Genomic DNA, 22,825 nt, shown 5'->3' with positions numbered 1-22,825 from the left:
CAAGGATAATAACGGTTTTTCATGCTTAAGGATGTCATCATGCTATTAGATTCAGCGAGCAAAGTGCAGGCTAAAGACGCCAACGTTACCCGTACTTTTTGGCGTTACACCATTCCTGCTGTTGTCGCAATGATGGTCAATGGGTTGTATCAAATCGTCGATGGTATTTTTATTGGTCACTACCTTGGTGCTCAGGGGTTGGCTGCTGTAAACCTTGCTTGGCCCATTATCGGGATCATTATTGGTTTTGGCGTTTTAATCGGGATGGGAGCTGGCAGTTTGCTGTCGATTTATCGTGGCGCTGGCGACAATGCAGGTGTGCAGCAGCTGATCAGCACCAGCTTTTGGCTTATTGCTATGCTGACTGTGATTGCAATAACCGCCCTTGTATTATTCGGACCGGCTTTGCTTGGGCTTCAAGGTGCTTCAGGTGAGCTTTTACATTCTAGTTTGGCCTACTTGCAGGTGTTGAATTGGGGAGCAGGGGTCACAATCGCGGCAGGTGCGTTGCCGTTACTGCTAAGAAACAATGGTAAACCAGAAATTGCAACGGCTTTGCTGATTATTGGGGCGCTCGGCAACATAGTGCTCGATTATTTTATGATTGTGGAAATGCAATGGCAACTGCCCGGTGCGGCACTTGCTACGCTGATTTCACAAGGGATAGTCGCACTTGCGGCGCTCTACTTTTTATTCACTTCAGGTGAAGAAAATAAACCCAAAGGTGCGTTTAATCAGCCCCTAGCCCTAGAAATATTAAAGCAAGGAGCAGCAGGGTTGGTGATGTTTTTGTATTTTGGTTTTATCGTTGCGTTACATAACAAGCAGTTGCTGATATTTGCCAGTGAAGTTGAGGTGGCGGCCTTCGCTGTGGTTGGTTACCTCGGCGTTATTTACTATTTTATCGCAGAAGGCATGGCGAATGGTGTCCAGCCGCCTATCAGTTATTATTATGGAGCTGGCCTTTACCAGCGTATTCACACTATGTTTAAGCTGGCGCTCAAAGTGAGTGTGGGTTTTGGTGTGATGATGGTAACGATGTTTTATCTGTTTCCGAAGGATGTACTTGGGCTCTTCAGTGAGGATTTGGCTTTGCTCAACGCGGCTGAGCGTGGTTTGCAGCTGCATCTATCCACCTTATTCTTGGATGGCTTTATATTTCTTACCTCGATGTACTTTGTTGCGGTAGGCAAAGGCGGTAAAGCGTTGGTTATTTCGCTTGGAAACATGTTGGTGCAATTGCCATTTTTATATTTATTACCCTTCTGGTTTGGTGTTGATGGGGTGTGGCTTGCGGTCCCTATCTCAAACATCACGTTAACCGTTATTATCATCCCTCTGCTTTGGCGTGATTTATATCAGTTAAAGCAACTTGACCACTTTGCGGATATGGAAGCAAGCGCTAGGTGATAAGCTGTGCGCTTAGTTGCATACTGTAGGCGCTTATTTTAAGCGCCTTTTTAGGGTTACCTTTGGCGTACGTAGTGATTTTTTACCATGCAGTCTAAGTATCTTACTGTGTTCACATGTTTAAATTTAAGCGGTTCGTTTAATTTTCCGAATAAAGGTATTCCACCACCTAAAATAGTTGGAATGGTCGTGATAATTAGCTCATCAATGAGATCTTGTTGAAGAAAGCTTTGTATGGTTTGCCCGCCATCAATGTAAAGGTTGTTAAATCCCTGCTGAGCCAGTTGTCCGACGATATCTGTCAGTTCACCTCGCACAAGCGATACTTTATCCACAAAAGCTTTTGGTACCTCTCTAAGCGTATTACTTAATACAAAAACAGGTTTACTGTATGGCCAGTCGCAATCAAATCCTTGGATTGTCTCAAAGGTATTACGCCCCATGATGATAGCATCTACGCGGGCCATAAAATCGGCGAACCCCAAGTCTGAACCTTCAGGGTTAGGTAATTCGTGTAGCCAGTCTAAGCGGTTATTTTTATCCGCGATAAAGCCGTCTAGGCTTGCCCCAATATAAACGATGTTTGACATTTTATACTCCGATTGAACCCTAATCCATTTCAAGATAAAATAAATTCTACATTGTAGAATTTATTTTATCTTAGCGAGCGTAAACAATGAGTGTCAAGGATAAGAAGCGTGGTCGACCGTTAGTGGAAGGTGAAGCGCTAAGTCAGGAGCGGATCATCCAAGCTGCCAAATTGCAGATGAAGGAAAGTAGAAAAGTACCTAGTATTCGAGTGTTGGCGCACAGCCTAAATGTCGATGCCATGGCAATTTATCATTACTTTAAAAACAAGCAGGCTTTGCTCGAAGCTTTGACCTGCTCTTTAGTCGATGAAATATATGAACCTAGCCGCGATGAAAAGTGGCAAACAGAACTACAAAAGCTCAGTGCAAGTTATTTACAGCTACTCGACGACTATCCAGGGTTGTTAACTGTGCTGCTATCAATGGACTCAGTAGGTCCAGTTGAAGTGTTTCAAACTCGATTTGAGGAAATTACTCAAACGCTTGGATTGCAAAGACAGGCACAACAAGATGCGATTTGCTTACTGGTTGATTATTTACATGGGGTAGCACTTGCTATGGAGTGTAACCCAGATAGAGAAGCGTTAAATGTCTCGATGACAAACGGTACAATTGCACTAATTTGTAAAGCGATTGAGGCTTAAGTGTCATTGCGTTGTGGTGTTGTAAAGGGGCATTACAACACAATAGGCAAAGTACCTGTTAGGGACGCTTGAGATAACGATTGGGAGTGGTACCGATTATTTCTTTAAAATCTCTTATAAGGTGGGACTGATCGGTATAGTTCAACTGAGCAACAATATCTGCCATTGTCGTCGCATCAGATTCAAGCAGTGCAAGCGCTTGGTGCAGGCGATACTTTCGAATTAGCCATTTGGGACTAAAACCTATGTAGAGTTGGCAGAGCCTTTGTATCTGTCGTATTGGTATGTCGCATTGGTCGGCTAGTTGCTCAACCGTAAAAATATCGCTGTGATCTTGCAAGGTGTTGAGAATACCTCCGGCCATAGCTGCACCTGTGCTTATGGAGAGTGTAAACGGCATTAAAAATTGTGATAACACTTTTACCCGCTGTGCATCATCACTTGCCGTGGTTAATGAATCAATAAGCGGCCTCGACGCTACATCGCAAAAATGCTCCAAAGAAAAGGTTTTATCGACACATGCCAAAGCAGTGATATCAAATTGTTCTACTAGGGCACCTATCCTAAATTTAACCCCCAAGATCTGCCCTTTTCCATGCATTGTGTAATCATATACTTTGCTTACAGGGCCAATAATTTTTATTTCATTGGTACTTAGCAGCAAATGAAAGTTGGGATCTGGTAAGTTTCGTTGTGTATGGGGTTTATTATCCGGCAAACACCAGTCGACAAACCAAAATTGCTCGACAAGGCCTTTTAACTCTGTACATGGGAAATACCGTCTAAGTTGGTAATTGGGAGCACTTTGTTGTTGGTGAAGTACGCCGTTAATTTGGCTATGGTTAGATTTCATCGCTGCCTTGTTATGGATAGAACTCATTATCTGTTGTCGCGTTTTTACAATACCAATTTTAAATTGCGTGCTAGATTTAAAACAAGCTGCATGAAACTGCAGAGCAAGGTCAAACTCCTCCACTATAAAATTAAGGGAAATGCGATGCAACTAACAGGTGTGTACGAAATTATCAATTGGCAAGAAACCACAGAAAAACAATTTGATGATGGTGCGAAACTCTCCAAAGCCGTGGTAAATCTCAGTTATGAAGGCGAAATTGAAGGCAGTAGCGAAGTTTATTATCAGCTCGAAGAAGGAGATGTTGAGTTTAATGGTTTTGAGGCAGTAATCGGGTGCTTTTCTGGGCAACAAGGCAAGGTTGTATTGATGCATGATGGCCGTTTTAAGCATGGTAAAGCACATAGTAATTTTACGGTGGTACAAAGCGATGTTGACGCTATTGCTGTGGGTGACAAAGGGTCATTTGAGTCAACGGAAGGGAAAAAGGCAAACTACCAAATAACACATAACTGATAGCTTTAATGTTGTTACGCTAGGCGAAGTAGCGGTGTCTTCTCGTATCTAGCGTATACAGCGCGTCAACTAACTCTGCAAAGTGACTAATGACGATATCAGCTTGCTCTGCGTAGTGAGGTTTTTCATTGGGAGCAAACAAGCATGACGGCATGTTGGCGTTATGTGCCGCTTCTATATCATAGAGATAATCGCCAACATAAACACATTGATAAGATGGCACTTGCCACGTCTGTGCAACTTGCAGCAGCGCCGCAGGGTCAGGTTTGGCTGGCGCATCGTCCCTCGTTAAAATCAATGGGATTGGCAATCCTGCAGTTTTAAGCTTCAATCTCGCCGCTTTTGCAAAGTTTCGGGTCACAACGGCAAGCGGCACACCCATTCTTGAAAGATGTGCAATGGACTCCTTAACTCCAGGAATAACTTCACAGTGCTGTGCGTCACATAATTCATGTTGGTGGACGATGTTCATGGCCTCTTCACGCATGTAAGGTGAAGGTAATCCACTGATAAAACTGAGTAAGTCTTGCCCTACCGGACAGCCAATCTGTGCCCGAATAAGTGAGAAATCGAGTTCAGATGTCACTAACGTGCCATCTAAGTCAAAAATGATGCCTTTAACCGGTATCCTATCCATTTTTAATATCCTTTGGTTTCGCATGTGTACTGCGTAGCCCTACTTAAAGGTAGGTACGTAATTGAAGTTTGTAAAGATCAAGACGATAGAGTTTTACTTTTGTGGGACGAGTGGCTCATCAAAGGGAGCAGTGAGCCACTGTTTTGGCTTTTCGAGTACTTTATGCGAGTTTGCGTAGTAGCCCTTGCGTGTTTTGTTTCATGGTGTTCGCCACCATAAAGTAACCAATCACGGCAACGAACGTTGCGCCAGTTGCAGGCCCTAATAGCCAAATATAGGGGTGCAAGCGGCCATCCACATCGAATGTTTGAACTTGGATCACCAACAGTGCAATGTCACTGACCACGGCAGCTACCAGTCCTGCTAATCCGCCAAGTAATAAAAATTCATAAAGCGTGGCGAGTTTTATCAAACGACCTTTGGCACCGAGTGTGCGCAAGATAACGATTTCTTGCATACGTTCGGCAAGGCTCGCCTGAACCTGAGAAATGAGCACTAAAGAACCGCTGATAAGTACGATACTCAGTACAAAGCTAATCGCCAGTGAAACTTGAGAGATCATCGACTGTGCCTGTTTGAGCTGGCTCTGAATGTCGATCATGCTAATTGTCGGATACGCTTTTAAAAACTGACTAATAACCTTAGTGTCAGCTATTTCAAGCTTGGCGGCAGTAAAGTAAGTCACTGGGAATTGGCCGGCGATTTTATCGTTAAATATCATCACAAAGTTAGGTTTCAGCGAGCCCCAATTGACACTACGCAAACTCGTCACTTTGGCTTCAATTGTTTGACTATTGATTAGGAAGCTAAGCGTGTCCCCCACTTTTATCCCTACCCGCTCGGCAAGCCCTTGAGCAACGGAAACTTGAAGCGCATCAGAGTCATCAAACCACTCGCCATCGACTACTTCATTACCCGCTGGCAATTCATCTAACCAAGTAAGATTGAGCTCTCGCCCTACCCCATCACGTGCATCTTCGTCTTTTTCTTCACCCTCTTGCAGTGAGACTCGGCGTGCAAACTCTTCGCCATTTAGCGCATTTACACGGCCCAAAAATACAGGATAAAAATGTTCATGCTTGATACCACTTTCATCGAGTTTGCTTTGCATTGGCTGAATTTCTTGCTCCATGATATTGATAAAAAACGCATTGGGTGCGTCTTCTGGAACCTGCATCTGCCAATCTGAGATCATGTCATTTTTCAGCACCACTAAAAACAACATTAGTTTGATGGCAAGGGCAAAGCTAATAAGCTGTACCGCATTTGCATTGGCACGTTTTTGCAGTGTGGCAATGGCAAGAGACCAACTTGATCCCGGACTCAACCCCAGTTTTCTACCTGCTGAAAATAATAATCGTGAGATCGCGTATAGCACGGCCATCAGTAGCAAGGTTGCACCGAATAAAGTCGCGGTGATCTTAATGTCGCGACTAAATAGCCACATTAACCCAAAAATAGTTAATACAGAAAGCGCCATATGAATTCGACTAATCGCGATGGTGTCTCCAAGGTTACGTCTTAGGACGCGCAGCGGCGGGATATCAAATAAATCTAATAGTGGCTTTAAAGAAAACATCATGGCGCACACCACACCCACGGCAATGCTCAACAGCCAAGGCCTAAATCCTGCCTCAGGCAGGGCTGTATCCATAAAGTTAATTAGGTAAGCGGCCCCTATACTTTGCAGTCCATAACCAATTGCAAGACCAACCACAACGGAAAAAAAGGTCACTAAAGAAAGGTGTAAAAGATAAATACGGCGAATGGTTTTGCGACTACCTCCGAGAGTTTTCATCATGGCGACGGGATCATATTGACGTTCACAATAGCGCTTTGCAGATACCGCCATCGCCACAGCAGCGAGCATGATCCCAAATAGTCCAGCAAGGAGCAAAAAACTCTCCGAGCGAGCTAAGTTTTCACCTAAAGGTGATTGCCTGTCTTTTATTCCCTGCCAAGATTGATTGCTTTTGAGTTGTGGCTTGAGCCAAGTGTAGTACTCTCCCAGCTGCTGCTCTGAGCCCGAAAATAATAGTCGGTAGAATACTCGGCTCCCAGGTTGAATGGCTTTAGTCACTGCAATATCATCATGATTAATAAGGACGCGTTTGTTCCCCGCCAGCGAGAAAAAAGGGGCATCAGGCTCGCTAATAAGCACCTTACTCACGGTAAACTGCCCTGCCCCTATTTCTACCTTGTCGCCAATTTTAAGGCCAAGGGAATAAAACAAGCCTTCGCTGAGCCATACATTGCCCTTTTTCGGGGCGGCTTGAACTTGGTAATTCTCGCCATTAAGGCTATCTCTTAAAGTAAGCTCGCCTCTTAGTGGATATGTTTCTGTCACGGCTTTTAGCGCGCCAAGTATTAACTCATCGTTGGCAAATAACATCGAGTCAAAATACACTTGTTTGGCGGTATTTAAGCCAAACTCTCGTGCTGTGGTCAGTACTCGGTCGTCGAAATCATGATTGCTCGAAAGCCGCCTGTCAGCAGCGATAAAATCTGCGGATTTTTGTTCTAAATTCAAACGGATCCGCTCAGTAATGGAAGACAAGCTAAACACCGTCAATACTGCAAGTGCAATTGCAGCTAGAATGATGGTGAGCTCGCCTCGTCTAAATTCCCTAGAGAATAAAGTAAGCGCTAACTTAAACCACATTGACGGCCGCTCCTAGTTTTATTACTTCTAGTTTCCCAGCTTCAATATGAATGATGCGGTCACACTGTTGGGCGAGTTGCTCATCATGGGTAACAAGCACTAAAGTGGTACCATTCTCTTTGTTTAGGTCAAATAATAAACGCTCAATAAGATGACCATTTTTACTGTCTAAATTGGCTGATGGTTCGTCCGCGAATAGGATTTTGGGTTTGCCAACAAAGGCTCTGGCGATGGCCACTCGTTGCTGTTCGCCACCCGAAAGTTGTGAAGGATAATGCGTTAGACGATGAGACAAGCCAACTTTTTCTAATAACTCTGTCGCTTGATTTTTTGCACCTTTGTCCCCAGCTAATTCAGCAGGAAGCATCACATTTTCAAGTGCTGTTAAGCTTTGCACTAACATAAATGACTGAAATACGAAGCCGACTTTTTCTGCTCGCAGTTGAGCTCGAGCTTCTTCATCCATTTTTTGTAATGATTCACCATCTAAATGAACTTCTCCTTTGGATGCGATATCTAATCCGGCAAGCAAACTAAGTAAGGTTGACTTACCTGAGCCTGAAGCGCCAACGATAGCCACGGACTCACCTGACTTGACAGTGAAATCGATATCACTAAGGATAGTGAGATTACCTTCGACGGTAGAGACCTGTTTAGTAAGGCCTTTTACTTGGATCATATTTAACTGAGAAAGCACTGACATGAAGTACTATTTCCTAAAGTTGTTGTTCATACTTGTTATTGTAATGACGCCGTTAAGCGCAAATGCCAAGCAAAAACTCATGATAGTTGGTGATAGCTTAAGCGCCGCTTATGGCCTGAAACAAGATGATGGTTGGGTTAAATTGTTACAAAATAAATACGAAACAGAACAAAATCCGATCGAAATTATCAATGTTAGCGTTAGCGGTCAAACAACAGGTAATGCTATGGCAAAAATAAATCAGCAATTGAAAACGATTTCGCCTACTCATGTATTAATCGAATTGGGTGGTAATGATGGCTTACGCGGCTTCCCTGTAAAAAGGCTAAAGGCAAATCTCACGCAGCTGGTGCAATCTAGCCAACAAGCAGGCGCCAGCGTTGCCGTAATGGAAATCCAAATACCTCCCAACTTGGGTCCGCGTTATACCAGTATGTTTACCGAGAGCTACCAACAAGTGACAGAGCAAACCAGTAGCTATCTAATGCCCTACTTTATGTTAGAAGTGGCCGATAAACCGGAGTTAATGCAAAACGATAACTTACACCCAAACAAAGAAGCGCAATCTCTTATTCGCGACTTTATGTATCAAGAAATAAATCAATGGCTGGCAAAATAAGCATACAAAGCACAAAAAAACCCGCTAAAAGCGCGGGTTTGGGTGTGTTTTAGTTTGAAACTTGAACGTATAGCGATTACTTGAAGTTTGCGATGCTTGTTTTAGTCGCATCTACTGTTTTCCAAGCATATGATTGACCAACTACACCGTAAGGCACACCGCCAAGAGACCAATTTGGGTTAGCGAAGTAGTCGTATTGTGTCGCATTACCAAAAACATGTGGATAAGCCATGATACTAGCGAAGTTGTCTTGTACACCGTGGCCCATGCCATCAACGTATACACCACCGCTGGTGTCACCTTGTTTGCGTGAATGCGCTAGACCTTGGTTGTGACCAAGCTCATGAACAAATGTTGTGGCACCACAATCGATACCTGTAATGCTGAACATACGGTTGCTCATGCTTGAATATAGGTTGCCATTGCTACCTTGACCTACCCAAGCTAGACCACATGTGATGTAGTTACCATTACGCTCACCTGTACCAAGTACCGCAACCATATCTGCACGCCAAGTATTACGAAGGTTAGCTACATAGCTACTGTTAGTCACAGAATCTAACCAAGCACTCGTTGGTGTGATGTTGTAGTTACCTAAGTTTTGTGTACCTGCAAGACGTAGTTGCAGATCGATACCATTTTGGCTGTAAACTTGGTTTGTAAACGCAATCAGCTGATTGATTTTAGTATTAATGTTTGACGTAGCAGCCGCAGATTGATCGGTATAAAGAATGCCGATATCGACGGTGACTGCTGATGCGCTTGCAGATAGAGCGAGTGCCGTTGCCAGCGATGCTACCTTTACTGTTGTATTCATTGTTTTTCCTTTCTTTTAGTTAACGTTACTTTTGGGTTGAAAAATATCTTCCTTCACAGAAACTGAGTGATGTTCTGTTTCGTCATGACTATCATGCGGATGCAGTTCTTCTTCTTTGTGAGAGCGATATAAGTCTCGCTTTGCTGCGATCCAGCCAAATCGGTCTTTTGATTCGAATACATAGTTGCCGCTTGGCGCGGTGAGTTGACCATATACGGCGTCTTTGCCTACCGTCAAAACAGTGGTATGGAAACGACCATCAGCACCAGTGACCTTGCCAAAAACACTCTTATCGCCGTTTTCTGCCAAGGATATGCCTGTCACTTCTGCTATAAACGACTCTTGTGTTTGCGGAATAAGTAATTCAAAGTTATCGCCGCCTTCTAATTTTCTGAGTGTCGGTAAGTCAAACTCAATATAAGCTTCATTGTTTAAGTCTTGTGGTAAAACCTTTGCGGCTGACAGCACGGCTTTTGCTTTACTCGACACCTTATTGACCGCATAGAAGTCGCCGCTTTTTTGTATTGGTGCTGCTGTGGTGATAGCTTGTATAGGACCTCGTTTAAGCGTTTCAAGTTTTGGGGTCGTCTTAGACTCATCTTCTGAGTTGTTTGAAACTTGAATTGCATTTACATGTGAGGGCTGAGCTTCTGGCATCATTTTCCAAAAAGCAATTCCAATAAAACCAACAAGTAATGCAACAATGAGCAATCGCATAATCCACCACGAATACGTTAATAAGTGGTGAAATACTATTCATTTTGAGGGTTCATGATCAACTTTTAATTTACCAGTTGTTTTCATTCTGGTTCATTAATATTAAATATCCTCATGATATATATGTATAAATTCCATTAACAAATCTTTACAATGTGCTGTGGTTAAATATGTTATGCAGTGGAGTTGTCAAACTAATGTAACTAAAGCGTGTTTTTGAAAGTGATTGATTAGATAGGCTTTATTTTTTCAATTCGTGGCATTATTTATCTGTTATTCGTTATCTATTTGATTTATATATTGAAAGTTTACTGCTTTAGTTGATGCATTTATTCATAGCCCTGATGCGTGCTCAGGGTATTTTGCCATTTGTTTTGAAAACAGCTGTTTGACTTGATGAAGTAACTGCTCTGGAGTGAGCTCCATAGTATTGTGAATCGCTGGCATAACAACAAAAGTCTTACTGCGGTAGTCTATTGCCATAGGCACTATGGGGACTTCGGCGGATTGTGCGATGTAGATAAAGCCTTTTTTCCATTCCGAGGTGTATTTACGAGTTCCTTCTGGGGCTAAGCCCAAAATCAATTTGTCGTTGGCATTGAAAATATCGCGAACCTGCGTGACCATACCATGAGGTGTATCTCGCCTAACCGGAATACCGCCCCATTTGCGTAATAGCCAACCAAATGGTGGGATAAAAATAGTGTGCTTGCCTAGAAAACGAATTTCAATATCAAGCGCAAGCTTGACTGCAATGCCAATAAAGAAGTCCCAATTTGACGTATGTGGTGCGACGGCAGCTACAAATTTTTCTTCACTTGGGAAGGTGCCTGCTATCTTCCATCCCATCACCTTAAGCATCAAGCTACCAAGCTTTCGACCAATCGGGCTGTTCGAGCGTGGGATATTGAGTGGTATATTGATCAAGGTAATGGCCTTCTTTGTTTTTGTTATTTATTGGTAGTGAATGTATTTAAGTTGACAGCTCTAGGGCTTGTTGACCTTTGCTGCAAAAACCAACTTGAAAGATAAACAGGCCCTATGTACCAAACGCAGGTATGCAGTACCATCGTATAAAATGAACTACTGATTAACCTGAGGTTTGGATAAGGAATGTTCCAACTCATTGTTGCTAAAGCACAACTTAGCTTTTTTCCTTGTCTAGCCAGTGAGTTTTAGGGAAAACACCGCTTCCGCGTCCTGCTCTCGCTAAGGTACCTACATCCTGTAGGCAAGGCGAATTTACGCACCAATAGCTGGCTATTGGAAGTGAATTCAACGCAGTTAGCGCTAAAACTGGCTGCTAGAAAGGCATTAATTATCCGCAGATCAGGTTGATTAGGCAGAGAAGTCTACAAAAGCACGATTGAACTATTATGCTACCTCCACATCCCAGTCCCAGATTAATTAACCAAAGCTGATAATTCAAGTAGCAATAACTTGTCACGCTGAGCAGGGCCTAGTTGGGTGATATGCACTGGTGAATAGGTTGCCAAGTATATTTGGGGTTAAACAGGATATCCCTTGTGTGGCCACTCAAGTTTGGGTTTTGAAGTTTTAATGCTGTCCTATCCTCAAATTTAGCTTTTGTAATGGCTTCGCGGGTAATTGGATGATTGAAAAACAGTTTATCAAACGAGCCGTCTTCTATTGCTTTGTTGAGGCCATAGGCGAGGCGCTCCTTGAGTCGACTATTATTTTTATTGACGAAAAAGTACATAGCAGTGGGATAACAAAACGCGAACCTAGACTCTACTACTGTGCTATCTATGCTTTGTAACTCCGTCCATGGTTCGTGAAGTGCGCGAGGGAAGAGCTCAAAGCGTTTTTCTTCTAACATCTTTGGTAGCAAAGAAGCCATGCTAGTGACTACAACAAAGCCATTTTTTTCGTAGATTGAAGTATCGGGCCAGTCGATACCACTGCCAAGCGTGAAACTCATTAATTGGGCGGGAGAGTGAAGCAGAGAGAGTCTTTCTTCGGTATCTTTGTGGATGAGAAATAAACGTGCGCCCATCATCCCTTTTAGTAACGGCACATATACCGTCGCTAAACTCTTTTCTCTTTTGATGGATGTCATACTCCAGTGAACATCTAAAAGCTTCCCTTGCTCCAAAATTTCTAAGGTGCGCCCTTGAGGGGTGTGATCGAAAGAGTTTTCACTGAGTTGGTAAGCGCCATATTTATCGCGGCTCTTATTTAGAGCCAGTCTTAATAACGCGATGTAGTAGTCTTGTTTCGGATCGGCAAATTCTTTAGATATGTTATAGCGCACCAGATCGCTTGCACAGATGCTATATGACGTCAGTAATATGAATACAAAGAACAGCTTAATTGAGGTTGTCATTCCTTTTCCTCATCGCGCATTAACAAGTATTCTTTAACTTTAGCGCAGAACGTGAGTTGATAAAGTAAAAAAGACACCGAAGCGCCTTTTTTACAACCTAAAAAGTGACGCTTAGCCAATCGTCATTACCATCAAAGTGCAACGACCTGACTTTTCCTTTGCCTTCAAAGTTCACTAAATTGACTTGTTCTGACCACACATCTCTGAGTGCATTATGGCGCATTTTAAGCTCATTTATTGGTGAGAACAGCGGGGTTTCTTGATATACCCAAAAAAATTGGCCATCTATTTCCGCACCAACCAAATTTAAGGACAGCACTTTACCTGCGCCTGTTTTTAATTCAACGCGCTTACTGACATAATTCGCAAAGCTTACTCTATCAGCAACATTGTTAAATATATCGGCATTGTGACTAAATAGGCTCTCTACCGCATGCTCAGTATCATGGAGATAGAATCTGTGCATGATTTCGATATTACCACTGCGTTCGTTAAATAACACCGTGGTGACCGCTGCTTTTAATTGGTGCGCTTGACAAAGCGGTGAAATCAGCACAAATAAACAGGCTAAGCGCCAGGTTTTCATTAGTTATCCTTTTTCTCTTCAAGTGATTTTAGCTCGGCTTTAACGTCTTGCATGATATCGCGATACACTTTACCTTCACGTTCTTTCTTTTTATAGAGCTCTAGGCGAGATTCTATAATGCGTCTTGGGTAATGGTTATTCTCAATATCAACGTCAGCAGTTTCCCACCGCGGGTCAACGGTCACGGACGCAAGCGGTTTATCTTTATCTGTAATAATTAGCTTGCTGACGTTACGGGCATTGCGACGCCAAATTTCGGCAGGGATAGTCCGCTCTTCTTTGCTACCATCTTGGTACGTGAGCTCAAGTAAGATTGGCATCACGAGTCCACCGACATTACTAAACTTAAGCACATAATAGTTTTTGTCTTCTTTTACCGCGCGCTTAAGAGTACGTTTTTCCCAAGGTTTAAGCTCAGATAAAAACTCACGATACTCATTTCGTTCTTCATTGGTTACCGTAAACTGGTCATTACTATCGTAAAAGTCTGTTATATCTTGGTTTTTATCAATCCAAAGTGCGCGCCCTTGTTCTTGATTGCGTTTGACGAATAGCGACATTGGCTTGTTCTTTTCAAACTCACGTAGGCGGCCAAAGTCGATGTCTGGGTTTTTGGTGTCTAACCGCAATTGATAGATTTTATCTAATGAGATATCGACATGATCTGTGCTGTAAAACCAGCCACGCCAGAACCAATCTAAATCGACCCCAGAAGCTTCCTCCATCGTTCTAAAGAAGTCCGCAGGCGTTGGCCGCTTATATTTCCAGCGTAGGGCATATTCTTTAAATGCAAAATCGAATAGCTCCCGACCTAAAATCACCTCGCGCAGAATGTTAAGCGCCGCAGCAGGTTTCGTGTAGGCATTTGGGCCTAGGTGCAATACGCTGTCTGATTGCGTCATGATTGGAGACTGATCTTCAGATTTCATGTAGGCAGCAACATCTCTTGGCTCAACGCCCCAAGGAATGGTGGGATCCCATTCGCGGCCAGCAACGCCATCTAAAAAGCTATTGAGGCCCTCATCCATCCATGTCCACTGGCGCTCGTCTGAGTTGACTATCATAGGGAAGTAGATGTGCCCTACTTCGTGAATGACAACGCCGATTAAAAAACGTTTCTCGGCCAGTGAATAGGTGCGAGAGCCATCATCTTGCAATTTCGTACGCGGACCATTGAAAGTGATCATCGGATATTCCATCCCACCGACAGGACCATTTACTGATTGCGCGGTTGGATAGGGGTAATCAAACGAGAAGCGTGAATAGACTTCCATGGTATGAATAACGGCTTCGGTGGAGTACTTTTTCCACAAGTCACCACCCTCTTTGGGGAAAAATGACATGGCCATCACGAGAGGCTGCTCGTCACCACCTTGCTGATAGCCTTTGGCATCCCACATAAATTTACGTGATGAAGCCCAAGCAAAATCGCGCACATTTTTGGCCTTAAAGCGCCACGTTTTGGTGTCGTCTGTACCCGCTTTTTCGTTCTCTAGCGCTTCTTCTTCAGTAACGACGAATACCGGTCGTTTCGCTGTTTTTGCTTGCGTTAGTCTGTCACGCTGGGTTTTGCTCAGAACTTGCTTTGGGTTATCTAACTCACCGGTTGCAGAAACGATATGATCGGCCGGCACCGTGATTTCAACGTCGTAGTCACCAAACTCGAGCGTGAATTCACCACTGCCAAGAAACGCCTTGTTGGTCCAAGCTTCATAATCTGTATATGCCGTTAGACGAGGAAACCATTGCGCGAGCAAAAAGATGTCATTACCGTCTTTTTCAAAGTGCTCATAACCCGAACGTGCACCAACGGCATCTTCTTCAACAATATTAAAGGCGAAGTCCATACTAAATTGTAGCTCTTTACCTGATTTGAGCGGTTCGTTTAGGTCAACACGCATCATGGTATCAACAATCGTGACCTTGAGCGGTTTACCGCGACCGTCCTTGACATTATTGATGACAAAACCAAGCTCAGTGTCACCCATAAACTGCTGGCGTCTGAGTTGATTTAGTGAAATTTTTGCATGTTTTGTAACCGGATTACTCTGTAATTCGTTCCCAAAAGTTGCAGTGCGTTCAGCAATTGAATCATTTTTGAAGATATTTTGGTCTAATTGTAGCCACAAATATTTGAGAGTGTGAGGAGAGTTATTTTTGTAATGTATGGTCTGCGTAGCGGTTAATCTTTTGGCTTTTTCGTCTAAGGTTACATCAATATCATAATCCACTTTTTGTTGCCAATAACGCTCTCCGGGCTCACCGGCTGCGCTGCGGTAGATATTTGGGGTCGGTAAAGTCTCATCTAATTGGCGAAACTTATCTTCAAAATGCCCTTTGGTTTGTGAAATGGCGCTGGCGTGAGCGATACCGGATAGCGCGAGTGCAACCAATAAAGGCATCGCTGGTGTTGATATTTTCATTGTTATTTCCTGTTTTATCGTGCCAAGGCATTAACCGATAAAAATTTTATTTCAGTTCTTTGCTCGGAATGAGTAGAGGGGATTTGCACGGTGACAAAGGAAGGCAAATAAAACCTTCTACGCGTCAATAAACTGACAAATAAAAACACATAAATCAAAGTTTTGAGATAAAGTAACAAGATTTGGGCACGACTGAAATTCGACTGTTTTGAGTGTTTTTTAATCTGTTGTTTTTGATAGGAAAAGTGCAGTGGTCTGAAAAATTAATTTGTATGCCAAAAAGGTATTTCTCTGGGTTATTGTCTACATTTTATAAATAAATAAAGAAAACAAAATTAGCTGTTGATATTGACCCAAGTTTGTCTTTAAAATCGCGCACTTTACAATCTCTGGGTAAAACTGGCGTTAGTTTTGCTCTGTACTAAATACCCGTTTAGAGAATCAAATGTGGTGGGCAGTATGGATTTCTACATACTAAAAAAACAAGAGAAGTTTGTTGCAATTCCTGCAGACGAACAAAACTGTAAAGATTACTTAGATGACGGCTATTTTTATGTTGATAAAGTAGCTGCCTGTAACGAGAAATCGGCGATTAAACGCGTGCAAGATAAGCATAGTCGTGTTTTCAAGTTACCAGCTAAATTCTTTTTACTGGCATTACCTGTGATCATTTTTGCTTGGTGGCAGTTGACTCACTAAGCTGTTAAAGCGTCAATATTCACAAGACGAATATTGCTCGACGATGCTATATTAGCGTTTCTATAGGAAAAGGAACGCTAAATGAAGGTTTTACATACGTCTGACTGGCACTTAGGGCAATCGTTTTACGAGCATGATCGCAGTGAAGAGCATCAGCTGTTTTTAGACTGGCTATGCGATGCGCTGGTTGAACAGCAAGTCGATGTACTGTTGATCAGCGGTGATATTTTTCATACCGCAACACCGCCCGCGAGTGCTGAAAAGCAACTGTATACCTTTATCCAGAAAGCATCTCAACGGTGCCCTCAGCTGCACATTATTCTGATTGCTGGCAACCACGATTCCGCTAATCGCATTGAAACCGCAAAACCACTCTTAACCTTATTCAACACCCATGTTATTGGGCGCTTTAACAAACAAGCGCCTGAACAGGTTGTTATCGATTTACCCATCGCAGCGCAGCATATGCATGTTGTGGCAATGCCATTTTTGCGCAGTGCTGATTTACCAAAACCGCTAGATGACGAGTTTGACTATCAAACCGGGGTACAATTAGCTTATCAGCATGCGCTAAGCACGATAGAAGAAGTGAAAGGTCCTATTGTGCTAATGGGGCATCTGCACGCCAAGGGGGGAACGATTTCTGAAGATTCTGAGCGTAACCTCAACATTGGCGGCTTTGATGCGGTGTCTGCCGGCGTGTTTGGCGAGCAGTTTGACTATGTTGCACTAGGCCATTTACATAAAGCGCAAACCGTCGCTAAGCAAAGTGCTATCAGATACTGCGGCACACCTTTGCCGATGTCATTTTCCGAACGCAATTATAAGCATCAAGTATTGCTCGCTGAATTTAATGAACAAGGCCTTGTCGATGTAAACCCCCTTTACGTTCCTCGTTTTAAAGATGTGTTATATATCCCTGAAGATGGTGCAAAGTGCTTGACTGAATTATGCGAAGCTATCGCGGCGCAGGATTTTAGCAAGTTCGATAGCGCTCCTTATGTTCGCTTAAAACTATCTGCAGCAGAAACCAATAGCCGCTTTCGAGCCGAGATTGATGAAGCGCTAAAAGGAAAGGATATTAGGTTTTGTGGTATTGAGCGGGTGTCTAAAGGGGCAGCTACCAGTGAGTGGTTGTTTGAAGATTTGGGCAAAGTTGAATCGTTATCGCCCAACACCTTGTTGGATATTGCCTATCGCGAAATTGAACCTGAGCAGGAAAAAGCACCCGCGACATTGCATGAAAAATTAGCAGAAGTGATCGCGAGCATGGAGGAGTAGTGCAATGAAACTTGAAAAAATATTAATCACCAACCTTGCCTCTATAGAAAGTGCTGAAGTCGACTTTACTGCGGCACCACTCAAAGACACCGGTCTTTATGCCATTACTGGTGATACAGGGGCGGGAAAAAGCACTTTGCTGGATGCGGTTTGCCTTGCATTTTATGGCAAAACCGCACGGTTAAAATCAGACGACAAAGAGAAAGTTGCCTTTAATGGCGATAACATTAAGTTAAACGACCCGCGAAACTTATTGCGTCGGGGCTGTGTTGCAGCATCTGCCAGCGTGGTTTTTATTGCTCAAGATAGCAAACGTTATCAAGCTATTTGGTCGGTAGAGCGCGCTAGAAAAAGCCTTAAAGGTAATTTAAAAACCGCCACTATTGAGTTGTTTAGCCTACCAGATATGACCCTAGTCTGTGAGAAGAAAAAAGAAACAGAACAACGAATCGAACAGCTAGTCGGGCTTAACTTTGAACAGTTTACTCGAGCCGTGCTGCTTGCTCAGCATGAATTCTCCGCGTTTTTGAAGGCAGGGGGAGATGAACGGGCTCAGTTACTAGAATGTCTTACGGGTACTGAAAAGTTCAGTAATATCGGTAAAGCGGTTTTTGAAGCGCACAAGCAAAAGAAAACTGAGCTGCAATCTCAGCAAGATAGGCTAGGTCAAATTGTACTCTTGTCACCAGAGCAGCAAGCCGAACTTGAAGCACAGAAGTTGGGATTGCTTGATACAAGAAATCGACAACAAGAAACAAGTACAAAGCTGCAAGCTCAGCTGCAATGGCTCGCGGATGTCGAGCTAAGAAAGCAAAAAACAGCTGAGGTGGAACACACGCTACAAACGCTTGAGCAGCAAATAGAAGAGGGAAAGCCACAGCAGGAATATGCGCAGCAAGTCTTAAAAGCCAATGAGATGCGTGATAACCGTGAGCAACATGAGCTGGCGGATAAACGCGTTGCGCAGCTATCTCAAGAGCGGCTAGCACTGCAGCAACAAGATTTTGCATCCGCCATTACAACGCTCAAAGCAAAACAGCAGCAACTGGAACAGCAGCTTATTACGCAGCAAGCCAATTTTGTAAAGTTAGAACCAAGCTTTAACACCATTCGTCTATTGGATGAAAAGCTAAGCCTACACAAAGCGCAAGAACGAGAAACTAAGCCTTATCTCGATAAGCACGCCAATCTTATTACGCAACATGAGGCTGCGATACAGAAGTATCAAGTGCAACACGGCGAAATCGATACTGAATTAAAGCAGCTAGAGTATAAGCGAGCGAACTTGCACTCAGTTAGCAATATTGCCGGACAATGGAGCGTGGTTCAGCCTCAATTTGATGATCTGCAAAAGTACCAACAACAACGCAATGATCATGAAGTCCAGTTGCAAAAATTACCGAACGAACAGCAAGCGCTAGGTACACAATTGAGCAAACATGAGGCTGAGGTACAGCAACTACAAAAGATTTACGATACCGAAGCCAGCACACTCTCAGCGTTAAAAGAAGCACTTGTACCCTTGACTCAACAAGACCTAAATCTGGCATTGCAGAACTGGTCTCTATGCGTGCAAGCCTATCGTAGTATCGAAGAAGGGGAGGCCTTGCTGCATCAGTTACGGTCGCAACAAACTCAACATCATATTGGCTTGGAAAGGCTTGAGATACTGATCCGAGATACCAAGCAGCAAGACGAGTTGTCTAAGCAGCGCCTAGCCCTAACTCGTGATAATTTGGAGCAGGTGCAGTTACGTGCAAGTGAGCGGATCAGCGATTTACGTTCTCAACTGCGAGCAGGGCAAGAGTGTATGGTATGTGGCTCAAAAGAACATCCTTATGGTGTAGAGCACATCGATGCCCACTGGGATCAGCTACTATCGGATTTTCGGTCTCAGTATCAAGCTGCTGAGCAAGCTCGTGAACAAGTGTTGCAGCGTTATAATCAACAAGTCGGTGAAAAAGAGCGTGAAAATGCGCTATGGCAGTCAGTCACTCAGGAAATTGCTCACTGCACTAAGCAAATAAATGAGAATCGCGCTCGACTAGACGCGTTGAGCGATGAGTATAAAGTTGGCAGCGCTGAGCAAGCTGAATTGCAACTCATGAGTATTCAGTCACGGCTAAATGAACTATCCAAGTTACGCAATAACATCGACCGCCAGTGGCAATCGGTTCAGCAGGCACAGCAACACCTCGAGCAGGCTAAACATAAAGGACTGGCACTTTTGCAGCAGCACCATGATTTAGGCAATCATATTGCCTTTTTGCGAACCGAATATGGTCAGCTATCACAAACAGTGGCTGCCTTACGCAATCGGCTTGAAGCGTTAATTTCCGATCAGTCGTGGTGGCAAGACTTTGATTCATCTCCTCAAGTTGCCATTAGCCAACTTAAAACAGGAGTGCAAACTTGGCTAAAAACCACCGAGCGTACAGATACGTTAACGGCGAATAAAGTTCAGCTTGAGCATCAATTACATCTTGCCAGTCAACAAAAACAAGATGAGACGCAACGGCTTGAAGAATTAGAACATACACTTTTACAACATCAGCAGAATATTGAACGCCTCAATCGCGAACGTGCCGAATACTTACCACAGCAGCACACCAGCTTGGATGATTGGATTGTAGAGCTTAAGCAGCAAGAACAGCAAAGCCGAGAGCAGATCACACAAACCCAGCTGACGCTGAGCCAAACCGAAGCTCAGCGTGAAAAGACCCAGCACAGTCTGACGCAGCTAGAAAAGCAAATTACCGAGCAAACATCGCGCTTGCAGCAACTTGATGCGCGCTTTGAACAATGGTTGCTCGATCAGCAAGGACAGCTAGACAAAGTAAAAGTACTAGCGTTACTTGAGGTTTCGTTAGATGAAGCGCGAGCGGATCTAGAAAAGTGTGCGCAAGTTCAGCAAGCCTTTCAAAACACTAAGCTGCAGCTTAGTCATCAGCGTGAAGAACTCAATCAACTTGAAAATAAGTATCCTGATGGGGTTGATAGTGAACAAGTTAAGCAAAGTCATGCCGAGACGACGCAAGCACTTGAGCAAACTCAAAATCAGTTGCTACAAGTGCAAAGTGCATTAGAGGTCGATGCTCAGAATAAACAACAATTCTCTTTACAAGCGGCAAGTCTCGCTCAGCTGCAACAAGATTACGAGCAATGGCATTTACTAGATAAGCTATTAGGCGACGCAACAGGCAAAAAGTTGCGTAATTGGGCGCAAACGCAAACGTTAAAAATCTTATTGCAGTATGCTAACCAGCAATTGCATACGCTTTCTAGACGTTATCTGCTTACCAATATTGAGCAGTCTTTAGAAATTGCGGTCATAGATAAAGACATGGCTGACGAACAACGTAGCGTCAACACCTTATCTGGAGGGGAGTCCTTCTTGGTATCTTTATCTTTAGCTCTTGGACTTGCTGCGCTTTCGTCAAATAAAGTGCAAATACATTCATTATTCATTGATGAAGGGTTTGGTACGTTAGACCCCGAGACGCTAGGTGTCGCGATTGATGCGCTCGACGCGTTGCAATCACAGGGCCGCAAGGTTGGAGTGATCTCGCATGTTGCTCAGATGAGCGAGCGGATCGCCACCCGTATCCATGTGAATAAACAGCCGGGAGGCTACTCATCTTTAAATTTAGTACCACAAACATAAGGAAATTTGGATGCCGACTTTCACGGGTGAAGAAGCCCAAAACTACGACTCAAGAATTACAAAACTGGTGCCAGGCTATGCGTTAATTCACCAACTTACCGGGGCACAACTTTTAGCACTTTACCCTGATAGCGCAACCATTTTGGTTGTGGGGGCAGGGACAGGCAAAGAAATTGTAGAGCTTGCTCAGCTAAACCCGAGTTGGCGGTTTATAGCACAAGATGTATCTGCTGATATGTTGGCAATTGCAGATCAGCATTTTACCAAGTTAGGCCTACAGGAACGTGTGCAGATCCATCATGGCGCAATTTCACCACAGGCCTACCAAGCGGATGCAGTACTGTGCTTGCTGGTGATGCACTTTGTAAAAGATAACGGCGATAAAGCAAGCTTGTTTAAACAAATGAGTGAGCAGCTGAAGCCGGATGGGCGTCTTTTTATTGCTGACTTAGAGAAACCTGCGACAAGCTTTGAACGTGAAGCGCAATTAATCGTTTGCAAACAACTTGGGCTGACTGATGTTGGCGAGCAGCGCATGAGGGTGAATTTAGAGCATGAGTTTTACCCCGTGGATAAAATACGCCTTGCAGAGCTGCTAGACACCGCAGGTTTTGGTATTGCTAAACCTTTCTTCAAAGCCCTTGGATTTGCAGGCTTTGTGGTAGATAAATAATAATTTTTTCTAAATAAGCCAGACCATATTCGGGTTTGGCTTTTCCTTTCTTACTTTTTCAAAGTAGCTTGTATTAAGTTAGTAAAATAGTGATCTACATCGAGTCAATTGCTGCTCAGTCACTGACGTCACCGCGCTTTATCTAAACCTCAGGTCATTTACTTCTAAAAAGTTAGTAAAACTCTGATCTCAATGACTAAGATACAGGAAGTAGATCAATATTTTACTTAGTAAAAATTTGATCTCTTCACAACTTGGCATGCAGTTCAGTTGCCGCCTAATATCTAACTTTGTCTTATTATATCCACTAACTTATTGATTTTTATATTACTAAGTTGGCGGTAATCCAAAAATGGCGAAATGATAAGGCGCAAGTTATAGTCAACGGCGAACTCGTCATCCAGCCAAATTAGATTGTTAGTAAAAATCTGATCTCTAAGCAATGATTTCGCGTAGGTGCGTCCTGCAATAATATGCCAATCGTATGTTTTTGCTGAAAAATCAGGCGTTGAAAAGAGCAGGGCTTCTTGACTTGAAGCTTGAAGTAACGCGCTATCACGATATGACTGCCAAGTTGAATAGTTAGTAATATCGTGATCTGGCAGCTTTGCTGTAAATAAAAACTTGGCAAAAACATTGAAAATTTTCCGCCAACCGTTGCCGCAATGCGCATTAATATGTTCGATCTCCCCACTGGCTAACGCACTGATTTGTATCAAATTATTATAAGGTTCAATGATTGGTGGGTGTTCAATATAAAATGCAACTTTACCCGCTGCTACACCCAAACCATGAGTTAGTATTTTTTTGCTCTGTGCTGTATTCATCGTACTTTGCTGCGATCTATTTGTTTGCACGTAAGTTTAAAATAAATAAGGTGAAATTGGCATGGAAAGGGTCTGAATTTAACTAGGTAAAAATTGAACCTATCGCTAATCTTAGCACTTGGTTACTACGTAAGACATAGAGATGGAATTTGGAGAA

General features: G+C 43.4%; 20 protein-coding genes. 8 read left to right on the top strand and 12 right to left on the bottom strand.

The features are described 5' to 3' along the window. Positions 1–39: 39 nt before the first annotated feature. A complete protein-coding gene (locus CKO50_RS07585; protein ID WP_255229459.1) occupies positions 40–1,410 on the top strand; it encodes an MATE family efflux transporter in 1,371 nt (456 codons plus the stop codon). A gap of 56 nt (positions 1,411–1,466) precedes the next feature. Here the strand turns inward: CKO50_RS07585 and CKO50_RS07580 are convergent, their stop codons facing one another. Next, positions 1,467–2,000 (bottom strand): dihydrofolate reductase family protein, encoded by a 534-nt coding sequence (locus tag CKO50_RS07580; protein ID WP_095727660.1) that lies wholly within the window; start codon positions 1,998–2,000, stop codon positions 1,467–1,469. Positions 2,001–2,086: 86 nt separating this feature from the next. On the opposite strand from CKO50_RS07580, the gene CKO50_RS07575 reads away from it, so the two are divergent. Further along, complete coding sequence (locus CKO50_RS07575) at positions 2,087–2,644, top strand: TetR/AcrR family transcriptional regulator (RefSeq protein WP_095727659.1); 558 nt, start codon at positions 2,087–2,089, stop codon at positions 2,642–2,644. Between the two features lie 58 nt (positions 2,645–2,702). Here CKO50_RS07575 and CKO50_RS07570 read toward each other — a convergent pair whose 3' ends face one another. After that, positions 2,703–3,497: an AraC family transcriptional regulator gene (locus CKO50_RS07570; protein ID WP_255229458.1), complete on the bottom strand. Its 795-nt coding sequence runs from the start codon at positions 3,495–3,497 to the stop codon at positions 2,703–2,705. Positions 3,498–3,641: 144 nt separating this feature from the next. On the opposite strand from CKO50_RS07570, the gene CKO50_RS07565 reads away from it, so the two are divergent. Then, the gene (locus CKO50_RS07565; RefSeq protein WP_095727657.1) at positions 3,642–4,013 is read left to right on the top strand and encodes a DUF3224 domain-containing protein; all 372 of its coding nucleotides are present in this window, start codon (positions 3,642–3,644) and stop codon (positions 4,011–4,013) included. Positions 4,014–4,032: 19 nt separating this feature from the next. Here the strand turns inward: CKO50_RS07565 and CKO50_RS07560 are convergent, their stop codons facing one another. The 3 genes from CKO50_RS07560 to CKO50_RS07545 all read right to left on the bottom strand — a co-directional run bounded on the left by CKO50_RS07560 (position 4,033) and on the right by CKO50_RS07545 (position 8,015). After that, complete coding sequence (locus tag CKO50_RS07560) at positions 4,033–4,650, bottom strand: HAD family hydrolase (RefSeq protein ID WP_095727656.1); 618 nt, start codon at positions 4,648–4,650, stop codon at positions 4,033–4,035. Positions 4,651–4,810: 160 nt separating this feature from the next. Beyond that, positions 4,811–7,312: an ABC transporter permease gene (locus CKO50_RS07550; RefSeq protein WP_095727654.1), complete on the bottom strand. Its 2,502-nt coding sequence runs from the start codon at positions 7,310–7,312 to the stop codon at positions 4,811–4,813. After that, a complete protein-coding gene (locus CKO50_RS07545; protein WP_095727653.1) occupies positions 7,302–8,015 on the bottom strand; it encodes an ABC transporter ATP-binding protein in 714 nt (237 codons plus the stop codon). Before CKO50_RS07545 ends, CKO50_RS07550 begins: the two co-directional genes overlap by 11 nt. Between CKO50_RS07545 and CKO50_RS07540 the strand changes: the two genes are divergently transcribed. Continuing rightward, positions 8,014–8,634: an arylesterase gene (locus tag CKO50_RS07540; protein WP_095727652.1), complete on the top strand. Its 621-nt coding sequence runs from the start codon at positions 8,014–8,016 to the stop codon at positions 8,632–8,634. The two genes, CKO50_RS07545 and CKO50_RS07540, sit on opposite strands and share 2 nt — an antisense overlap. A 76-nt stretch (positions 8,635–8,710) precedes the next feature. On the opposite strand, the gene CKO50_RS07535 is transcribed toward CKO50_RS07540, so the two are convergent. The 6 genes from CKO50_RS07535 to CKO50_RS07510 all read right to left on the bottom strand — a co-directional run bounded on the left by CKO50_RS07535 (position 8,711) and on the right by CKO50_RS07510 (position 15,524). Then, complete coding sequence (locus tag CKO50_RS07535; protein WP_095727651.1) at positions 8,711–9,451, bottom strand: reprolysin-like metallopeptidase; 741 nt, start codon at positions 9,449–9,451, stop codon at positions 8,711–8,713. Between the two features lie 15 nt (positions 9,452–9,466). Next, entirely contained in the window at positions 9,467–10,168 is a 702-nt protein-coding gene (locus CKO50_RS07530; RefSeq protein ID WP_095727650.1) for a hypothetical protein, read from the bottom strand. 333 nt (positions 10,169–10,501) lie between these two features. Beyond that, the gene (locus CKO50_RS07525; protein WP_095727649.1) at positions 10,502–11,095 is read right to left on the bottom strand and encodes a 1-acyl-sn-glycerol-3-phosphate acyltransferase; all 594 of its coding nucleotides are present in this window, start codon (positions 11,093–11,095) and stop codon (positions 10,502–10,504) included. A 532-nt stretch (positions 11,096–11,627) separates the two neighbouring features. After that, positions 11,628–12,515 carry a hypothetical protein gene (locus tag CKO50_RS07520; protein ID WP_095727648.1) on the bottom strand — a complete coding sequence of 296 codons (888 nt, stop codon included), beginning with the start codon at positions 12,513–12,515 and terminating at the stop codon, positions 11,628–11,630. Between the two features lie 97 nt (positions 12,516–12,612). Then, complete coding sequence (locus tag CKO50_RS07515) at positions 12,613–13,101, bottom strand: DUF6702 family protein (RefSeq protein ID WP_095727647.1); 489 nt, start codon at positions 13,099–13,101, stop codon at positions 12,613–12,615. Further along, complete coding sequence (locus tag CKO50_RS07510) at positions 13,101–15,524, bottom strand: M1 family metallopeptidase (protein WP_095727646.1); 2,424 nt, start codon at positions 15,522–15,524, stop codon at positions 13,101–13,103. Before CKO50_RS07510 ends, CKO50_RS07515 begins: the two co-directional genes overlap by 1 nt. A 459-nt stretch (positions 15,525–15,983) precedes the next feature. On the opposite strand from CKO50_RS07510, the gene CKO50_RS07505 reads away from it, so the two are divergent. The 4 genes from CKO50_RS07505 to CKO50_RS07490 all read left to right on the top strand — a co-directional run bounded on the left by CKO50_RS07505 (position 15,984) and on the right by CKO50_RS07490 (position 21,841). Beyond that, positions 15,984–16,223, top strand: a complete 240-nt coding sequence (locus tag CKO50_RS07505; protein ID WP_088532724.1) for a hypothetical protein — start codon at positions 15,984–15,986, stop codon at positions 16,221–16,223. Between the two features lie 81 nt (positions 16,224–16,304). Further along, positions 16,305–17,504 carry an exonuclease subunit SbcD gene (locus CKO50_RS07500; protein ID WP_095727645.1) on the top strand — a complete coding sequence of 400 codons (1,200 nt, stop codon included), beginning with the start codon at positions 16,305–16,307 and terminating at the stop codon, positions 17,502–17,504. Positions 17,505–17,508: 4 nt separating this feature from the next. Then, positions 17,509–21,168: an SbcC/MukB-like Walker B domain-containing protein gene (locus CKO50_RS07495; RefSeq protein WP_095727644.1), complete on the top strand. Its 3,660-nt coding sequence runs from the start codon at positions 17,509–17,511 to the stop codon at positions 21,166–21,168. Positions 21,169–21,178: 10 nt separating this feature from the next. After that, positions 21,179–21,841: a class I SAM-dependent methyltransferase gene (locus CKO50_RS07490; protein ID WP_095727643.1), complete on the top strand. Its 663-nt coding sequence runs from the start codon at positions 21,179–21,181 to the stop codon at positions 21,839–21,841. 284 nt (positions 21,842–22,125) lie between these two features. On the opposite strand, the gene CKO50_RS07485 is transcribed toward CKO50_RS07490, so the two are convergent. Continuing rightward, entirely contained in the window at positions 22,126–22,668 is a 543-nt protein-coding gene (locus tag CKO50_RS07485; RefSeq protein WP_095727642.1) for a hypothetical protein, read from the bottom strand. Positions 22,669–22,825 lie beyond the last annotated feature (157 nt).

This window comes from Pseudoalteromonas sp. HM-SA03 (assembly GCF_002289345.1).
GTDB lineage: Bacteria > Pseudomonadota > Gammaproteobacteria > Enterobacterales > Alteromonadaceae > Pseudoalteromonas.
Note: the sequence above shows the minus strand (reverse complement) of the source record. Positions and strands in the feature narration are given on the sequence as shown.

Excerpts from the sequence above, each read along its gene's own strand:
- CKO50_RS07540 (WP_095727652.1), top strand. The coding sequence starts at position 8,014 with ATGAAGTACTATTTCCTAAAGTTGTTGTTCATACTTGTTATTGTAATG.
- CKO50_RS07530 (WP_095727650.1), bottom strand. The coding sequence starts at position 10,168 with ATGCGATTGCTCATTGTTGCATTACTTGTTGGTTTTATTGGAATTGCT.
- CKO50_RS07575 (WP_095727659.1), top strand. The coding sequence starts at position 2,087 with ATGAGTGTCAAGGATAAGAAGCGTGGTCGACCGTTAGTGGAAGGTGAA.
- CKO50_RS07585 (WP_255229459.1), top strand. The coding sequence starts at position 40 with ATGCTATTAGATTCAGCGAGCAAAGTGCAGGCTAAAGACGCCAACGTT.
- CKO50_RS07560 (WP_095727656.1), bottom strand. The coding sequence starts at position 4,650 with ATGGATAGGATACCGGTTAAAGGCATCATTTTTGACTTAGATGGCACG.
- CKO50_RS07520 (WP_095727648.1), bottom strand. The coding sequence starts at position 12,515 with ATGACAACCTCAATTAAGCTGTTCTTTGTATTCATATTACTGACGTCA.
- CKO50_RS07580 (WP_095727660.1), bottom strand. The coding sequence starts at position 2,000 with ATGTCAAACATCGTTTATATTGGGGCAAGCCTAGACGGCTTTATCGCG.
- CKO50_RS07500 (WP_095727645.1), top strand. The coding sequence starts at position 16,305 with ATGAAGGTTTTACATACGTCTGACTGGCACTTAGGGCAATCGTTTTAC.
- CKO50_RS07510 (WP_095727646.1), bottom strand. The coding sequence starts at position 15,524 with ATGAAAATATCAACACCAGCGATGCCTTTATTGGTTGCACTCGCGCTA.
- CKO50_RS07495 (WP_095727644.1), top strand. The coding sequence starts at position 17,509 with ATGAAACTTGAAAAAATATTAATCACCAACCTTGCCTCTATAGAAAGT.
- CKO50_RS07505 (WP_088532724.1), top strand. The coding sequence starts at position 15,984 with ATGGATTTCTACATACTAAAAAAACAAGAGAAGTTTGTTGCAATTCCT.
- CKO50_RS07535 (WP_095727651.1), bottom strand. The coding sequence starts at position 9,451 with ATGAATACAACAGTAAAGGTAGCATCGCTGGCAACGGCACTCGCTCTA.
- CKO50_RS07550 (WP_095727654.1), bottom strand. The coding sequence starts at position 7,312 with ATGTGGTTTAAGTTAGCGCTTACTTTATTCTCTAGGGAATTTAGACGA.
- CKO50_RS07570 (WP_255229458.1), bottom strand. The coding sequence starts at position 3,497 with ATGAAATCTAACCATAGCCAAATTAACGGCGTACTTCACCAACAACAA.
- CKO50_RS07485 (WP_095727642.1), bottom strand. The coding sequence starts at position 22,668 with ATGAATACAGCACAGAGCAAAAAAATACTAACTCATGGTTTGGGTGTA.
- CKO50_RS07565 (WP_095727657.1), top strand. The coding sequence starts at position 3,642 with ATGCAACTAACAGGTGTGTACGAAATTATCAATTGGCAAGAAACCACA.
- CKO50_RS07490 (WP_095727643.1), top strand. The coding sequence starts at position 21,179 with ATGCCGACTTTCACGGGTGAAGAAGCCCAAAACTACGACTCAAGAATT.
- CKO50_RS07545 (WP_095727653.1), bottom strand. The coding sequence starts at position 8,015 with ATGTCAGTGCTTTCTCAGTTAAATATGATCCAAGTAAAAGGCCTTACT.
- CKO50_RS07515 (WP_095727647.1), bottom strand. The coding sequence starts at position 13,101 with ATGAAAACCTGGCGCTTAGCCTGTTTATTTGTGCTGATTTCACCGCTT.